We start from the raw sequence: 14,328 nt of genomic DNA, 5'->3' as shown, positions 1-14,328 counted from the left end.
CCGGGGCCTCCCATGGCTGATCGTGGAGGCGGGCACCTGTCACCGCCCGCCTGCCGAGCACGCCACAGAAGAGAGACCCCATGTCCTGGCTGTCCAGATTCAGCCTCGCACAACGGGCCCTGATAGGGCTGATGTCCATCGTCGCGATCCTCTTCGGAGCGATCGCGATACCGCAGCTGAAACAGCAGTTGCTGCCCTCGATCGAGCTCCCCATGGTCTCGGTCCTCGCCCAGTACCAGGGCGCCTCCCCCGAGGTGGTCGAGAAGCAGGTCGTCGTACCGCTCGAGAACACCCTTGAGGCCGTCGACGGCATCACGGGCGTCACCGCCACCGCCTCCGAGGGCAACGCGGTCATCATGGCCACCTTCGACTACGGCGACGAGGGCACCAAGCAGCTCGTCGCCGACGTCCAGCAGGCCGTGAACCGGGCCAGGACCGCCCTGCCCGACGGCGTCGACCCGCAGGTCGTGGCCGGTTCGACCGACGACATCCCGACCGTCGTCCTCGCCGTCACCTCGGACAAGGACCAGCAGGCGCTCGCGGACCAGCTGGAGCGGACCGTCGTCCCGGCCCTGGAGGACATCGACGGGGTCGGCCAGGTCTCCGTCGACGGCGTCCAGGACCTCCAGGTCTCCATCACCCCCGACGACGGCAAGCTCGCCGCGGCCGGCCTGAACACGATGAAGCTCGCCGAGGCCGTCCGGGCCGGCGGCGGCACGGTCCCGGCCGGCGCGTTCTCCGAGGCCGGCAAGAGCCGCACGGTCCAGGTCGGCGGCGGCTTCACCTCGCTCCGGCAGATCGAGGACCTGCGGATCAAGCCCGAGAAGGGCAGGGCGGTCCGCCTCGCCGACGTGGCCGCGGTGAAGCTGGAGGAGTCCTCCCGGGTCTCCCTCACCCGTACGAACGGCAGGCCCAGCCTCGCCGTCATGGCCACCATGGACAACGACGGCAGCGCCGTCACCATCTCCGACGCGGTCAAGGAGAAGCTGCCCGAGCTCCGCGAGGACCTCGGCGCGGGCGCCGAGCTGACCGTGGTCTCCGACCAGGGCCCGGCGGTCTCCAAGTCGATCTCCGGTCTGACCACCGAGGGCGCGCTCGGGCTGGTCATGGCCGTCCTGGTGATCCTGGTCTTCCTCGCCTCCCTGCGCTCCACCCTGGTCACGGCGGTCTCCATCCCGCTCTCGGTGGTCCTGGCGCTCATCGTGCTGTGGACCCGCGACCTGTCGCTCAACATGCTGACGCTGGGGGCGCTGACCATCGCCATCGGCCGGGTCGTCGACGACTCGATCGTGGTGCTGGAGAACATCAAGCGGCACCTCGGCTACGGCGAGGAGCGCCGGGCGGCGATCCTCACGGCCGTACGGGAGGTGTCGGGCGCCGTCACCTCCTCGACCCTCACCACCGTCGCGGTCTTCCTGCCGATCGGCCTGGTCGGCGGCATGGTGGGTGAGCTGTTCGGTTCGTTCAGCCTGACGGTGACCGCCGCCCTGCTCGCCTCCCTGCTGGTCTCCCTGACCGTCGTCCCTGTCCTGTCGTACTGGTTCCTGCGCGCCCCCAAGGGCACGTCGGCGGACCCGGACGAGGCCCGGCGGCTGGCCGAGGAGAAGGAGAACAGGAGCCGGCTCCAGCGTCTGTACGTCCCCGTCCTGCGGTTCGCGACCCGGCGCCGCCTCACCAGCGTGGCCCTCGCGGCCGTCGTCCTCATCGGCACCTTCGGCATGGCCCCGCTCCTGAAGACCAACTTCTTCGACCAGGGCGAGCAGGAGGTCATGAGCATCAAGCAGGAGCTGGCTCCCGGCACCAGCCTGGCGGCGGCCGACGAGGCCGCGAAGAAGGTCGAGAAGGTGCTGGCCGCCACCGGTGGCGTGAAGGACTACCAGGTCACGGTCGGCTCCTCGGGCTTCATGGCCGCCTTCGGCGGCGGCACGGGCGCCAACCAGGCCTCGTACCAGGTGACGCTGGAGGACTCGGCGTCGTACGAGAGGACCCGCGAGGCCATCGACGAGGCGCTGGGCGCGCTCGACGGCATCGGCGACACCACGATCGCGGCGGGCGACGGCTTCGGCAGCCAGGACCTCAGCGTGGTGGTCAAGGCGGCCGACGCGGACACGCTGAAGAAGGCGTCCGAGGCGGTCAGGGCCGGCGTGGCGGAGCTCGACGACGTCACCGACGTCCAGAGCGACCTGTCCCAGTCGGTGCCGAGGATCTCCGTCCGGGCCGACGCCAGGGCGGCGGAGGCGGGCTTCGACGACACGACGCTCGGTATGGCCGTCGCACAGGCGGTGCGCGGCACCCCGGCCGGCAAGGCGATCCTCGACGACACCGAGCGGGACGTCGTCCTCACCTCCGCGAAGCGGGCCACGACGATGGCCGAGCTGAAGGCGCTGCCGCTCGGGCCGGTCAGGCTCGGCGACATCGCCGATGTGAAGCTGGTCCCCGGCCCGGTCTCGATGACCCGGATCGACGGCTCGCGGGCGGCGACGATCACGGCCAAGCCGACCGGTGACAACACCGGCGCGGTGAGCGCCGCCCTCCAGACGAAGATCGACGGGCTTGACCTGCCCGCGGGCGCGACCGCCTCCATCGGCGGTGTCTCCGAGGACCAGTCCGAGGCGTTCGGCAATCTGGCGCTGGCGATGCTGGCGGCGATCGCGATCGTCTTCATGCTGCTGGTGGCGACCTTCAGGTCGCTGATCCAGCCGCTGATCCTGCTGGTCTCCATTCCGTTCGCGGCGACCGGCGCGATCGGTCTGCTGCTGGTGACGGGTACGGCGATGGGTGTCCCGGCGATGATCGGCATGCTGATGCTGATCGGCATCGTGGTGACCAACGCGATCGTGCTGATCGACCTCATCAACCAGTACCGCGCGCAGGGCCTCGGCGTCGTCGAAGCGGTCGTCGAGGGCGGCCGCCACCGACTGCGCCCGATCCTGATGACGGCCCTGGCGACGATCTTCGCCCTGCTCCCGATGGCGCTCGGCATCACGGGCGAGGGCGGCTTCATCGCGCAGCCACTGGCCGTGGTCGTGATCGGCGGTCTGATCACCTCGACCCTGCTGACGCTGCTCCTGGTCCCGACGCTCTACGCGATGGTCGAACTCCGCAAGGAGCGCCGCGCGAAGAAGAAGGCGGCGAAGAAGGCGGCGCAGCGGGACGGCTCGCCGGACGACGCGGCGAGGCCGGACGCGGCCCCGCTGAACGCGCTGGACGGCTGAGCCGCCTGCCCGCGGCCGAACGCCGAAGGGCGCCCCGCGCGTGTGCGGGGCGCCCTTCGGCGGTGTGACGTGGCCCCTGGGGGCGTGCCGGACCTACGGGAGCGCGAGCATCCGCTCCAGGGCCAGCTTCGCGAAGCTCTCGGTCTCCTTGTCGACCTCGATCCGGTTGACCAGGTTGCCCTCGGCCAGTGACTCCAGCGCCCACACCAGGTGCGGAAGGTCGATCCGGTTCATCGTCGAGCAGAAGCAGACCGTCTTGTCGAGGAAGACGACCTCCTTGTCCGGGTGCGCGTTGGCCACGCGCCGGACCAGGTTCAGCTCCGTGCCGATGGCCCACTTCGAGCCGGCCGGGGCCGCCTCCAGCGTCTTGATGATGTACTCGGTGGAGCCGACGTAGTCCGCGGCCGCCACGACCTCGTGCTTGCACTCCGGGTGCACGAGGACGTTCACGCCCGGGATCCGTTCGCGCACGTCGTTGACCGAGTCCAGCGAGAACCGGCCGTGCACCGAGCAGTGCCCCCGCCACAGGATCATCTTCGCGGCGCGCAGCTCCTCGACGGTCAGGCCGCCGTTCGGCTTGTGCGGGTTGTAGAGGACGCAGTCCTCCAGCGACATCCCCATCTCGCGGACGGCGGTGTTGCGGCCCAGGTGCTGGTCGGGCAGGAACAGCACCTTCTCCCCCTGCTCGAAGGCCCAGTCCAGAGCCCGCTTGGCGTTGGACGAGGTGCAGATCGTGCCGCCGTGCTTGCCGGTGAAGGCCTTGATGTCGGCCGAGGAGTTCATGTACGAGACGGGCACGACCTGCTCGGCGATCCCGGCCTCGGTCAGCACGTCCCAGCACTCCGCGACCTGCTCGGCGGTGGCCATGTCGGCCATCGAGCAGCCCGCCGCGAGGTCCGGCAGGACGACCTTCTGGTCGTCGGTGGTGAGGATGTCGGCGGACTCGGCCATGAAGTGCACACCGCAGAAGACGATGTACTCGGCCTCCGGGCGCGCCGCCGCGTCGCGGGCGAGCTTGAAGGAGTCGCCGGTGACGTCCGCGAACTGGATGACCTCGTCGCGCTGGTAGTGGTGGCCGAGGACGAAGACCTTGTCCCCGAGCTTCTCCTTCGCGGCGCGGGCGCGCTCCACCAGGTCGGGGTCGGAGGGCGACGGCAGGTCGCCGGGGCACTCCACGCCGCGCTCGCTCTTCGGGTCGGCCTCGCGGCCGAGCAGCAGGAGGGCGAGCGGCGTCGGCTGAACGTCCAGGGGCTGGGCGGTGGTCACGTCACGCACCCTTTCTTATCTGCGGAGCGAGCCTTTTCGTCGAAATGACGCTATCTATGATAACCGCTTCACGTCACTTTGACGATGTCCATAGTGTCGATGTGACGAAAGTCCGCACGGCGGCCTGTACAGCGGCGCGTGACCCTCCCCGAGCCGGTGTGCGAGCATGAAGGGGAAAAGACGCGAAAGCCGAGCCTCGCCCGGAATGATTCCGGCGTCCCGCCGGTTGCAACCGTCGGCAAGCAGTCTCCGTACACACCGGGAGAGAAGCAGATGTCCGTATCGGACGAGAAGACCACTGTCAGCGACGGCATCCTCCTGTCTGACGCCGCCGCGGCCAAGGTCAAGGCCCTGCTCGACCAGGAAGGCCGCGACGACCTGGCGCTGCGCGTCGCCGTTCAGCCCGGCGGCTGCTCCGGCCTGCGTTACCAGCTCTTCTTCGACGAGCGTTCGCTCGACGGCGATGTCGTCAAGGACTTCGACGGCGTCAAGGTCGTCACCGACCGCATGAGCGCCCCCTACCTCGGCGGCGCCTCCATCGACTTCGTCGACACCATCGAGAAGCAGGGCTTCACGATCGACAACCCCAATGCCACGGGCTCCTGCGCCTGCGGCGACTCGTTCAGCTGACCCTGAGCGCGTACGACGTACGAAGGCGGCCGCCCGGATTCCGGGCGGCCGCCTTCGTCCATGCTCGGGGCAGCGCGGCTACTTCCGGGGCACGGGCTCCCCGCTCGCCGCGTCCACGACCGTCCTGCTGCCCAGCGGCTGGTCCAGCGTCACCGTCTTCGTCACCTCCACCGCGATGGCGATGCACGCCCGGTCCGGATCGGCCGGCTTCTCGCTCACCCGCACCGCGACCTTGCCGGGGCTCTCCTGCGCGGTCGCCGTGTAGGTACTGCACACCCCGCCCCAGAAGGTCACCGACAGCTTCCGGCCGTCCGCGTCCGTCCGGTACGAGCCGATCTGCCGCGGGGTGCCCTCCTCCGAAGGGGCCGGGGACGGCTTCGTCGGCGGCGCCAGGTGCTCGGGAGCCACCGCCGTACGCACGACCGTGTGCGGCTCGGCCCCCGCCTCGGCCTCCACCCGGAACAGCCACGACGGTACGAGCGCCCGCTTGCCGTCCACGAACTCCGAGGCGAGACCGAGGGCCGCGCCGGTCACGGCCAGCTCCCGCGGCCGGGCATCCGGCTCGCAGGTCACCGTGGGGACGTCCGCGCCCGCCGGCGGGGCGGTCGCACAGCCGCCGATGCCGATCGGCCCGCCGGCCGACGACTTGTTCAGCTCCTTCAGCGCCTTCTCCGCGCCGATCACCGGATACGTATGGCTCTTCACCGGCTCCTTCAGCTGGCCGCTGCCGGCCACCGGAGCACCGTCCGGACCGACCTGGATCCCGGTCGACCAGCCGTACGTCGGCAGCCCGCCCACGACCGGGTCCGCGTTGACCACGCGCACCGAGCCGTTCATCACCTGGGTCGCGTCCAGCTTCGCGTCGCCCTGCCCGATCGCCTTGAGCACCGGCGCGGCCGCGGCCTTCGCCGCCGCCTCGCTCACCGGCGTACCGCCACGCGGCGGCTTCGGCTCGCCCGGAGGCGGACACGCCCTGCCCTTGAGGCAGGCGTCCCCGGCCGGGCCGCCGTCGTGCCGCGAGAACGTCCAGCTGCCCGGAGCCTCGGCCGACACGTCGAGCCGCAGCCCGGAGCCGTCCTTCTCGGGCGCCACCTTCCAGACCGCGCCCTCCAGCCTCGGAGCGCCCGGGATGCCGAGCGCCTTCGCCAGCCGGGTCACCTCCGCCGAGGTGACCCGGCCCTCAGGCCGGTGGACCGCGGCCGAGGAGGGCCCCTGGGGGAGGGGACCCTTGGCCTTGTAGACGGCGCCGCCGTCGTTCGGGTCCGGCTCGCCGGGCGCGATGCCCGGGCCGTCGCCCACGCCGCTGTCGCTCTTGCCGTCGAGGTGCAGCCGCGGGGGAGTGGCGGCACCGCTTCTCGTGCCGTCACCCCCGTCGGAGGCGGTGGTGGCGAACAGCGCGCCCCCGCCGCCGACCAGCAGCACTCCCGCCGTCACCGAGGCGACCAGCAACGGCGTACGTTTCCGCCGGGGGTTCTCCGTACCGCTCACCGCATCGCTCCTTCGTCCCGCCGAAATCTCTGGAAGACACGGATGGGACGGAACGGGCGGCCGAGTGGTTCCGTCCCGGTCAGCCGCCGTACTCGGAGGTGGCGTCGATCAGCCGCGCCGAGGCGGGCGGGACGACGACACCGTGGATCAGCGCGGGGGAGACCGGAGCGGCCGCCGCGGCCGCCGGCACCACCCAGTGCGGCGCCATCCGCGCGCTGTCGCCGCGCAGCTGGGCCAGGCTGAGATCGGACTCCTGAGGCTCCCGGGGAGCGGGGTGCGAGGGCATAAGCGCACCGTACGCACGGCACGGCTTCCCGGAAAAGACCTACTCTGGGGTAGTTTCCGCTGTTCGGCAGCGGGGCCCCCGGACCGGTAGCGTGAACCGTCAACCCTCTCCGTCCCGCAGGAGCGCCCAGCCGTGCGTATCGCAGTCACCGGCTCCATCGCCACCGACCACCTCATGACCTTCCCCGGCCGGTTCGCAGACCAGCTCGTCGCGGACCAGCTGCATACGGTCTCGCTCTCCTTCCTCGTCGACAACCTCGACATCCGGCGGGGAGGCGTCGGCCCCAACATCTGCTTCGGCATGGGCCAGCTCGGCGGCAACCCGATCCTGGTGGGCGCGGCCGGCTACGACTTCGACGAGTACCGCGCCTGGCTCGACCGCCACGGCGTCGACACCGGGTCCGTACGGATCTCCGAGGTCCTGCACACCGCCCGGTTCGTCTGCACCACGGACAAGGACCACAACCAGATCGGCTCCTTCTACACGGGCGCGATGAGCGAGGCCCGGCAGATCGAGCTGAAGGCCGTCGCCGACCGCGTGGGCGGTCTCGACCTCGTGCTGATCGGCGCCGACGACCCCGAGGCGATGCTGCGCCACACCGAGGAGTGCAAGGCGCGGGGCATCAACTTCGCCGCCGACTTCTCGCAGCAGATCGCGCGCATGGGCGGCGACGAGATCCGCACCCTGCTCGACGGCGCGACCTACCTCTTCTCGAACGAGTACGAGAAGGGCCTCATCGAGTCCAAGACCGGCTGGACCGACGAGGAGATCCTCGCCCGCGTCGGCCACCGGGTCACCACCCTCGGCTCGCGCGGCGTGCGCATCGAGCGCGTCGGCGACCCGGTCATCGAGGTCGGCTGCCCCGAGGAGGACGCCAAGGTCGACCCGACGGGCGTCGGCGACGCGTTCCGCGCCGGCTTCCTGACCGGCCTGTCCTGGGGCGTCGGCCTGGAGCGCGCCGCCCAGGTCGGCTGCATGCTCGCCACCCTGGTGATCGAGACCCTGGGCACCCAGGAGTACACCCTGCGCCGCGCCAACTTCATGGAGCGGTTCATCAAGGCGTACGGCCACGAGGCCGGCGCCGAGGTCCAGGCGCACCTGGCCTGACGCGACGGGCCTCACCCCCTCGGGGCCCGCGCCACGCGGGCCCCGAGGGCGCTACGCCACCCGTCGCACCACGTAGGCGGTGCCGCCCTTCGGCGAGGGCTCCTCGCCCAGGTACTCCTGACCGCGCATCTCGCACCAGGCCGGGATGTCCAGCCGCGCCGCCTCGTCGTCGGCGAGGACGGTCACCGTGCCGCCCAGCGGTACGTCGCCGATCACCCGGGCCAGTTCGATGACCGGGATCGGGCAGCGCCTGCCCAGGGCGTCCACCACGAGCGACCCCGACGCGTCGCTCTTCCCGGTCACCGCCTCCGGGGCCCCGAGCCGCTCCCGTACCGCCCCGACCACCCCCGGCAGCAGGTCGAGGAACCGGTCCACATCGCTCTCCGAGGTGCCCGCCGGCAGGGACACCCGGACGTTGCCCTCGCTCAGCACCCCCATGGCCCGCAGCACATGGCTGGGCGTGAGGGTGGAACTCGTACACGACGAACCGGACGAAACGGAGAAACCCTCCCGGTCCAGCTCGTGCAGCAAGGTCTCTCCGTCGACATAGAGACAGGAGAAGGTCACGAGGTGGGGGAGCCGGCGCACCGGATCGCCCACCACCTCCACGTCCGGCACCAGCTCGGGCACCCGCGCCCGGATCCGGTCCACCAGCCCCCGCAGCCGGGCCGCCTCGGCCTCCGCCTCCGCCCGCACCGCCCGCAGGGACGCCGCCGCCGCCACGATCGCCGGCAGGTTCTCGAACCCCGGCGCCCGCCCGGACTCCCGTTCGTCCGCCGGTCCCTGGGCGGCGAACCGCACGCCCTTCCGTACGGCGAGCAGCCCCACCCCGGCCGGACCGCCCCACTTGTGCGCGCTCGCCGCGAGCAGCGACCAGGCGCCCTCGACCGGCCCCCAGCCCAGCGACTGCGCCGCGTCCACCAGCAGCGGGACCCCCGCCGCCCGGCACGCCTCGGCGACCTCGGCCACCGGCTGCACCGTCCCCACCTCGTGGTTGGCCGACTGCAGACAGGCCAGCGCGGTGCCCGCGTCCAGCGCCGCCGCGAAGGCCGCGGCCTCCACCGCACCGGAGCGGCCCACCGGCACCTCGGTCACCGACCCGCCGGCCGCCGTGTGCGCCTCGGCCGCGTGCAGCACCGAGGAGTGTTCGACCGCCGACACCACGAGCCGGTCCCCGACACGCCGACGGCCCGCGAGAGCCCCGGAGATTCCCGCGTGAACCGCGCGCGTCCCCGAAGGAGTGAACACCAGCTCGTCGGGGCGGCACCCCACCGCCTCCGCGGCGGCCTCCCGCGCCGCGTCCAGCAGCAGCCTCGCCCGCCGTCCCTCGCGGTAGAGGCGGGCGGGATCGGCCCAGCCCTCGTCCAGGGAGGCAAGCAGCGCCTGGCGGGCGACGGGGTGCAGCGGGGCGGCGGAGGCGGCGTCGAAGTAGGGCACCCGACCACGGTAGAGCCCCTGCGCGTAAGCCCCCGTCAGATGGCCCGTCCGCGCCGCTCCTCGACCACCGGACGGCCGCCCGGCGGCCCCCGCGGAATGCCCCGGTCCACCCCTTCGGGGAGTCGGACGGCGCGTTGGGCACCCTCCCCGCGCGACCCCAAATAGCGTCCAGTAGGGTTTGGTCCGCATAAACATCCAAACCCCTGCCCGCGGCCGGGGCGGCGACCGACCAGCGAGACGGCCGTAGCCGACCAGCGCGGGCCGAGACTCTCGGGAAGGCGCTACGTGAGTCCCAACGGCTCCGACCTCCCCCGCAGCCAAGGCGCGGGTGGTACCCCCACGTCTCGGCGCTCGATGCGGCGGAAGCTGCCGCAGGTGCTGACTGCGGGCCTGATCCTGGCGACAGCCACCGGCTGCTCGTACAACTGGGAAGACTTCCCCCGCCTTGGTATGCCCACCCCGGTGACGGAAGAGGCACCTCGGATCCTCTCCCTCTGGCAGGGCTCGTGGGCGGCTGCGCTCGCCACGGGTGTCCTGGTCTGGGGTCTGATCCTGTGGTCGGTCTTCTTCCACCGGCGCAGCCGCACCAAGGTCGAGGTACCTCCGCAGACGCGGTACAACATGCCCATAGAGGCGCTGTACACGGTCACCCCCCTCATCATCGTCTCCGTGCTCTTCTACTTCACGGCACGTGACGAGTCGAAGCTCCTCGAGCTCTCCGCCAAGCCCACCCACACCATCAACGTGGTCGGCTACCAGTGGAGCTGGGGCTTCAACTACGTCGAGAACGTGCCCGGCGTGACGGGCGACGCGAAGACGGACAAGAACCTGGAGTCCATTCCGGACAAGTTCCTCAAGGACTTCCCGGAGAACGCCGGAGGCGTCTACGACGCCGGTATCCCCGGTGACCGGAACCCGCAGAACGGCAACCCGGGTCCGACCCTGTGGCTGCCCAAGGGCGAGAAGGTCCGGTTCGTCCTGACCTCCCGTGACGTCATCCACTCCTTCTGGGTGGTCCCCTTCCTGATGAAGCAGGACGTCATCCCGGGTCACACCAACTCCTTCGAGGTGACTCCGACGCGGGAGGGCACCTTCATGGGCAAGTGTGCCGAGCTGTGCGGCGTCGACCACTCCCGGATGCTCTTCAACGTCAAGGTGGTCTCTCCGGAGCGCTACCAGCAGCACCTGAAGGAGCTGGCGGAGAAGGGGCAGACCGGCTACATCCCGTCGGGCATTGAGCAGACGGACCCGGCCAGGAATGCGGAGAAGAACCAACTGTGAGCATCCTCAACGAACCCCAGGGTGCGGCCGCGGCTGAGGACTCGTACGAGAACGAGCTCCCGGTACGCCGCAAGCAGCCCGGCAATGTCGTGGTGAAGTGGCTGACCACCACCGACCACAAGACGATCGGCACGCTCTACCTGGTCACGTCGTTCGTCTTCTTCTGCATCGGCGGTCTCATGGCGCTCTTCATGCGCGCCGAGCTGGCCCGTCCGGGTACGCAGATCATGTCGAACGAGCAGTTCAACCAGGCGTTCACGATGCACGGCACGATCATGCTGCTGATGTTCGCGACGCCGCTGTTCGCCGGATTCGCGAACTGGATCATGCCGCTGCAGATCGGCGCGCCCGACGTGGCGTTCCCGCGGCTGAACATGTTCGCGTACTGGCTGTACCTCTTCGGCTCGATCATCGCGGTGGCCGGCTTCCTCACCCCGCAGGGTGCGGCCGACTTCGGCTGGTTCGCCTACTCCCCGCTGTCGGACGCCGTCCGCTCGCCGGGCGTCGGCGCCGACATGTGGATCATGGGTCTGGCCTTCTCCGGCTTCGGCACGATCCTCGGCTCGGTCAACTTCATCACCACGATCATCTGCATGCGCGCTCCCGGCATGACGATGTTCCGGATGCCGATCTTCACCTGGAACGTGCTGCTGACCGGTGTGCTGGTCCTGCTCGCCTTCCCGGTCCTGGCGGCCGCGCTGTTCGCCCTGGAGGCGGACCGCAAGTTCGGTGCCCATGTCTTCGACGCCGCCAACGGCGGCGCCCTGCTGTGGCAGCACCTCTTCTGGTTCTTCGGACACCCTGAGGTGTACATCATCGCGCTGCCGTTCTTCGGCATCGTCTCCGAAGTGATCCCGGTCTTCAGCCGCAAGCCGATGTTCGGCTACATCGGTCTGATCGCCGCGACCATCGCGATCGCCGGTCTGTCGGTGACGGTGTGGGCCCACCACATGTACGTCACCGGTGGTGTGCTCCTGCCGTTCTTCTCCTTCATGACGTTCCTCATCGCCGTACCGACCGGTGTGAAGTTCTTCAACTGGATCGGAACGATGTGGAAGGGCTCGCTGTCCTTCGAGACACCGATGCTCTGGACGATCGGCTTCCTGGTCACCTTCACCTTCGGTGGTCTGACCGGCGTCATCCTGGCCTCGCCGCCGATGGACTTCCACGTTTCCGACTCGTACTTCGTCGTCGCGCACTTCCACTACGTCGTCTTCGGCACCGTGGTCTTCGCGATGTTCGCCGGCTTCCACTTCTGGTGGCCGAAGTTCACCGGCAAGATGCTGGACGAGCGGCTCGGCAAGATCACGTTCTGGACGCTGTTCATCGGCTTCCACGGCACCTTCCTGGTGCAGCACTGGCTGGGTGCCGAGGGCATGCCGCGCCGTTACGCGGACTACCTCGACGCCGACGGCTTCACCGCGCTGAACACGATCTCGACGATCTCCTCGTTCCTGCTCGGTCTGTCGATCCTGCCGTTCTTCTACAACGTCTGGAAGACCGCCAAGTACGGCAAGAAGATCGAGGTCGACGACCCGTGGGGCTACGGCCGTTCGCTCGAGTGGGCGACCTCCTGCCCGCCGCCGCGCCACAACTTCCTCACCCTGCCGCGGATCCGTTCCGAATCCCCGGCGTTCGACCTGCACCACCCGGAGATCGCGGCGATCGACCAGCTCGAGAACCACGGCCCGGAGAAGGCCCTCGCGGGTGAGAAGGAGGCCGGCAAGTGAAGATCCAGGGCAAGATGTTCATCTGGCTGAGCGTCTTCATCCTCGCCATGGCGATCCTCTATGGCGTGTGGTCGAAGGAGCCGGTCGGCACCACGGCGCTCTTCCTGGCCTTCGGCCTGGCCATCATGGTCGGCTACTACCTGGCCTTCACGGCCAAGCGTGTCGACGCGATGGCCCAGGACGACAAGGAGGCCGACGTCGCGGACGAGGCCGGTGAGGTGGGCTTCTTCGCCCCCCACAGCTGGCAGCCGCTGTCGCTGGCCATCGGTGGTGCGCTCGCCTTCCTCGGCATCGCGATGGGCTGGTGGCTGCTGTACTTCTCGGCGCCGCTGATCCTGATCGGCCTCTTCGGCTGGGTGTTCGAGTTCTACCGCGGTGAGAACCAGAACCAGTAGAAGTCACCACCCGCAGGACCCCGTAGCACCCCGCAGGACCCAGAGGGGCCCGGACGCTTCGTCACCGAAGCGTCCGGGCCCCTCTCTCGTGCCGCCCCTCTTTTGCAGCACTCGGCGCGCTGGCTCCGGGGAAAGTTCTTACGGTGATGTCATGAACGACACGCCGCGCATCCGGACTGTTGTGAGCTGCACCGTCCTGGCCGTCACCGTCGCCGCCGGCGCCACCGCGTGCGCGGGCTCCGACGGCCACCCGCTCTCCGCCAAGCCGTACGACGCGGCGGAGCAGATCTCCTTCAACGCGCCCGCACAGGGCAAGAAGGCCGATCCGGACAAGGCGCTGGAGATCACCGCCAAGGGTGACGAGGGCCGCATCACCGATGTGACGGCCGTCGACGCCACCGGGCACCACCTGGCCGGGGAACTCACCGCCGACGGCCAGAGGTGGCGCTCCACGGGCTCCCTGACGGCCGGCGGCCGGTACACGGTCAAGGTGGCCACGGAGAACGAGGGCGGCGCTCCCGGCACCCGTACGTTCACGTTCGAGACGGCCCCCGCCGAACGGGCCCTGGTCGTCAAGTTCGGGCCGGAGGCGGGCACGTACGGCGTCGGACAGCCGATCACGGCCGACCTCAGCCTCCCGGTGAAGGGCAAGGCGGCCCGGGCGGTGGTCGAGCGGGCCCTCAAGGTGCGCTCCACGCCGTCGGTGGAGGGCGCCTGGCACTGGGTGGACGACGAGAAGCTGCACTTCCGTCCGAAGGAGTACTGGCCCGCCGGTACGAAGATCACGGTGACGGGGAACCTCGCGGGCGTGAAGGTGGGCGACAAGCTCTACGGCGGCGAGTCGAAGAAGCTGAACCTGACGATCGGCGACCGGCTGGAGGCGATCGCGGACGCCGGCTCGCACTACATGACCGTGCGGCGCAACGGAGAAGTGATCAACACCATTCCGGTGACCACCGGAAAACCGGGCTTCTCCACCCGTAACGGCATCAAGGTGGTGCTGGGCAAGGAGTACTTCGTCCGGATGCGGAGCACCACCGTCGGCATCGCGGCGGGCAGCTCGGAGTCGTACGACCTGCCCGTCTACTACGCGACGCGGGTCACCTGGAGTGGTGAATACGTCCACGCCGCACCGTGGTCCGCCGGCTCGCACGGAGTGGCGAACGTCAGCCACGGCTGTGTCGGCATGTCGACGGGCAACGCGGCCTGGTTCTACAAGACCGTGCGCCCCGGCGACATCGTGCAGACGGTCAACAGCTACGGCGACACGATGGACACCTTCGGCAACGGCTTCGGCGACTGGAACCTGTCCTGGGACAAGTGGCGTCAGGGCAGCGCGCTGCTCGGCGACGCCAAGAGCCCCACCGCCCCGGCCGACATCGCCCGGCTGCGTCCCTCGATCTAGGGTCTTTCGTTTGGATCAGGCCGGATCAGGGAGCGGGGTCTGGTGCATGGGGTCTCCCCAGGCCCGCCAGGGCCGAGGGGACGGATCG

At 70.0% G+C, this 14,328-nt stretch carries 11 protein-coding genes; 7 read left to right on the top strand and 4 right to left on the bottom strand.

Features of this window, described 5'->3' with window-relative positions; all coding sequences use genetic code 11:
• Positions 1-80: 80 nt before the first annotated feature.
• Entirely contained in the window at positions 81-3,215 is a 3,135-nt protein-coding gene (locus ACWDX6_RS27370; protein ID WP_451487556.1) for an efflux RND transporter permease subunit, read from the top strand.
• A gap of 93 nt (positions 3,216-3,308) precedes the next feature.
• On the opposite strand, the gene nadA is transcribed toward ACWDX6_RS27370, so the two are convergent.
• Entirely contained in the window at positions 3,309-4,490 is a 1,182-nt protein-coding gene (gene nadA / locus ACWDX6_RS27365; protein ID WP_451487555.1) for a quinolinate synthase NadA, read from the bottom strand.
• Between the two features lie 264 nt (positions 4,491-4,754).
• Here nadA and ACWDX6_RS27360 point away from each other — a divergent pair, with 264 nt between their 5' ends.
• Positions 4,755-5,111, top strand: coding sequence for a HesB/IscA family protein (locus ACWDX6_RS27360; RefSeq protein WP_018848827.1), 357 nt, complete (start codon positions 4,755-4,757; stop codon positions 5,109-5,111).
• Positions 5,112-5,189: 78 nt separating this feature from the next.
• Here the strand turns inward: ACWDX6_RS27360 and ACWDX6_RS27355 are convergent, their stop codons facing one another.
• Both ACWDX6_RS27355 and ACWDX6_RS27350 read right to left on the bottom strand, forming a co-directional pair.
• A complete protein-coding gene (locus ACWDX6_RS27355; protein WP_451487554.1) occupies positions 5,190-6,599 on the bottom strand; it encodes a hypothetical protein in 1,410 nt (469 codons plus the stop codon).
• Positions 6,600-6,678: 79 nt separating this feature from the next.
• Complete coding sequence (locus ACWDX6_RS27350) at positions 6,679-6,885, bottom strand: hypothetical protein (RefSeq protein WP_451487553.1); 207 nt, start codon at positions 6,883-6,885, stop codon at positions 6,679-6,681.
• 132 nt (positions 6,886-7,017) lie between these two features.
• Here ACWDX6_RS27350 and ACWDX6_RS27345 point away from each other — a divergent pair, with 132 nt between their 5' ends.
• Positions 7,018-7,992, top strand: coding sequence for a carbohydrate kinase family protein (locus ACWDX6_RS27345; protein WP_451487552.1), 975 nt, complete (start codon positions 7,018-7,020; stop codon positions 7,990-7,992).
• Between the two features lie 51 nt (positions 7,993-8,043).
• On the opposite strand, the gene ACWDX6_RS27340 is transcribed toward ACWDX6_RS27345, so the two are convergent.
• Entirely contained in the window at positions 8,044-9,429 is a 1,386-nt protein-coding gene (locus tag ACWDX6_RS27340; protein ID WP_451487551.1) for an aminotransferase class V-fold PLP-dependent enzyme, read from the bottom strand.
• Positions 9,430-9,714: 285 nt separating this feature from the next.
• On the opposite strand from ACWDX6_RS27340, the gene ctaC reads away from it, so the two are divergent.
• The 4 genes from ctaC to ACWDX6_RS27320 all read left to right on the top strand — a co-directional run bounded on the left by ctaC (position 9,715) and on the right by ACWDX6_RS27320 (position 14,240).
• Positions 9,715-10,710 carry an aa3-type cytochrome oxidase subunit II gene (gene ctaC, locus ACWDX6_RS27335; protein ID WP_403289242.1) on the top strand — a complete coding sequence of 332 codons (996 nt, stop codon included), beginning with the start codon at positions 9,715-9,717 and terminating at the stop codon, positions 10,708-10,710.
• Complete coding sequence (gene ctaD, locus ACWDX6_RS27330) at positions 10,707-12,440, top strand: aa3-type cytochrome oxidase subunit I (RefSeq protein ID WP_451487550.1); 1,734 nt, start codon at positions 10,707-10,709, stop codon at positions 12,438-12,440. The genes ctaC and ctaD overlap by 4 nt, the downstream gene beginning before the upstream one ends.
• Entirely contained in the window at positions 12,437-12,835 is a 399-nt protein-coding gene (locus tag ACWDX6_RS27325; protein ID WP_451487549.1) for a cytochrome c oxidase subunit 4, read from the top strand. Before ctaD ends, ACWDX6_RS27325 begins: the two co-directional genes overlap by 4 nt.
• Before the next feature lie 151 nt (positions 12,836-12,986).
• Positions 12,987-14,240 carry an Ig-like domain-containing protein gene (locus ACWDX6_RS27320; protein WP_451487548.1) on the top strand — a complete coding sequence of 418 codons (1,254 nt, stop codon included), beginning with the start codon at positions 12,987-12,989 and terminating at the stop codon, positions 14,238-14,240.
• Positions 14,241-14,328 lie beyond the last annotated feature (88 nt).

This window comes from Streptomyces sp. NPDC003027 (genome assembly GCF_053591435.1).
The sequence above is the reverse complement of the archived record's forward strand: the minus strand, read 5'-3'. Positions and strand labels throughout refer to the sequence as shown.

Coding starts and splice junctions, on each gene's coding strand:
- ACWDX6_RS27370 (WP_451487556.1), top strand. CDS start 81: ATGTCCTGGCTGTCCAGATTCAGCCTCGCACAACGGGCCCTGATAGGG.
- ACWDX6_RS27360 (WP_018848827.1), top strand. CDS start 4,755: ATGTCCGTATCGGACGAGAAGACCACTGTCAGCGACGGCATCCTCCTG.
- ACWDX6_RS27350 (WP_451487553.1), bottom strand. CDS start 6,885: ATGCCCTCGCACCCCGCTCCCCGGGAGCCTCAGGAGTCCGATCTCAGC.
- ACWDX6_RS27320 (WP_451487548.1), top strand. CDS start 12,987: ATGAACGACACGCCGCGCATCCGGACTGTTGTGAGCTGCACCGTCCTG.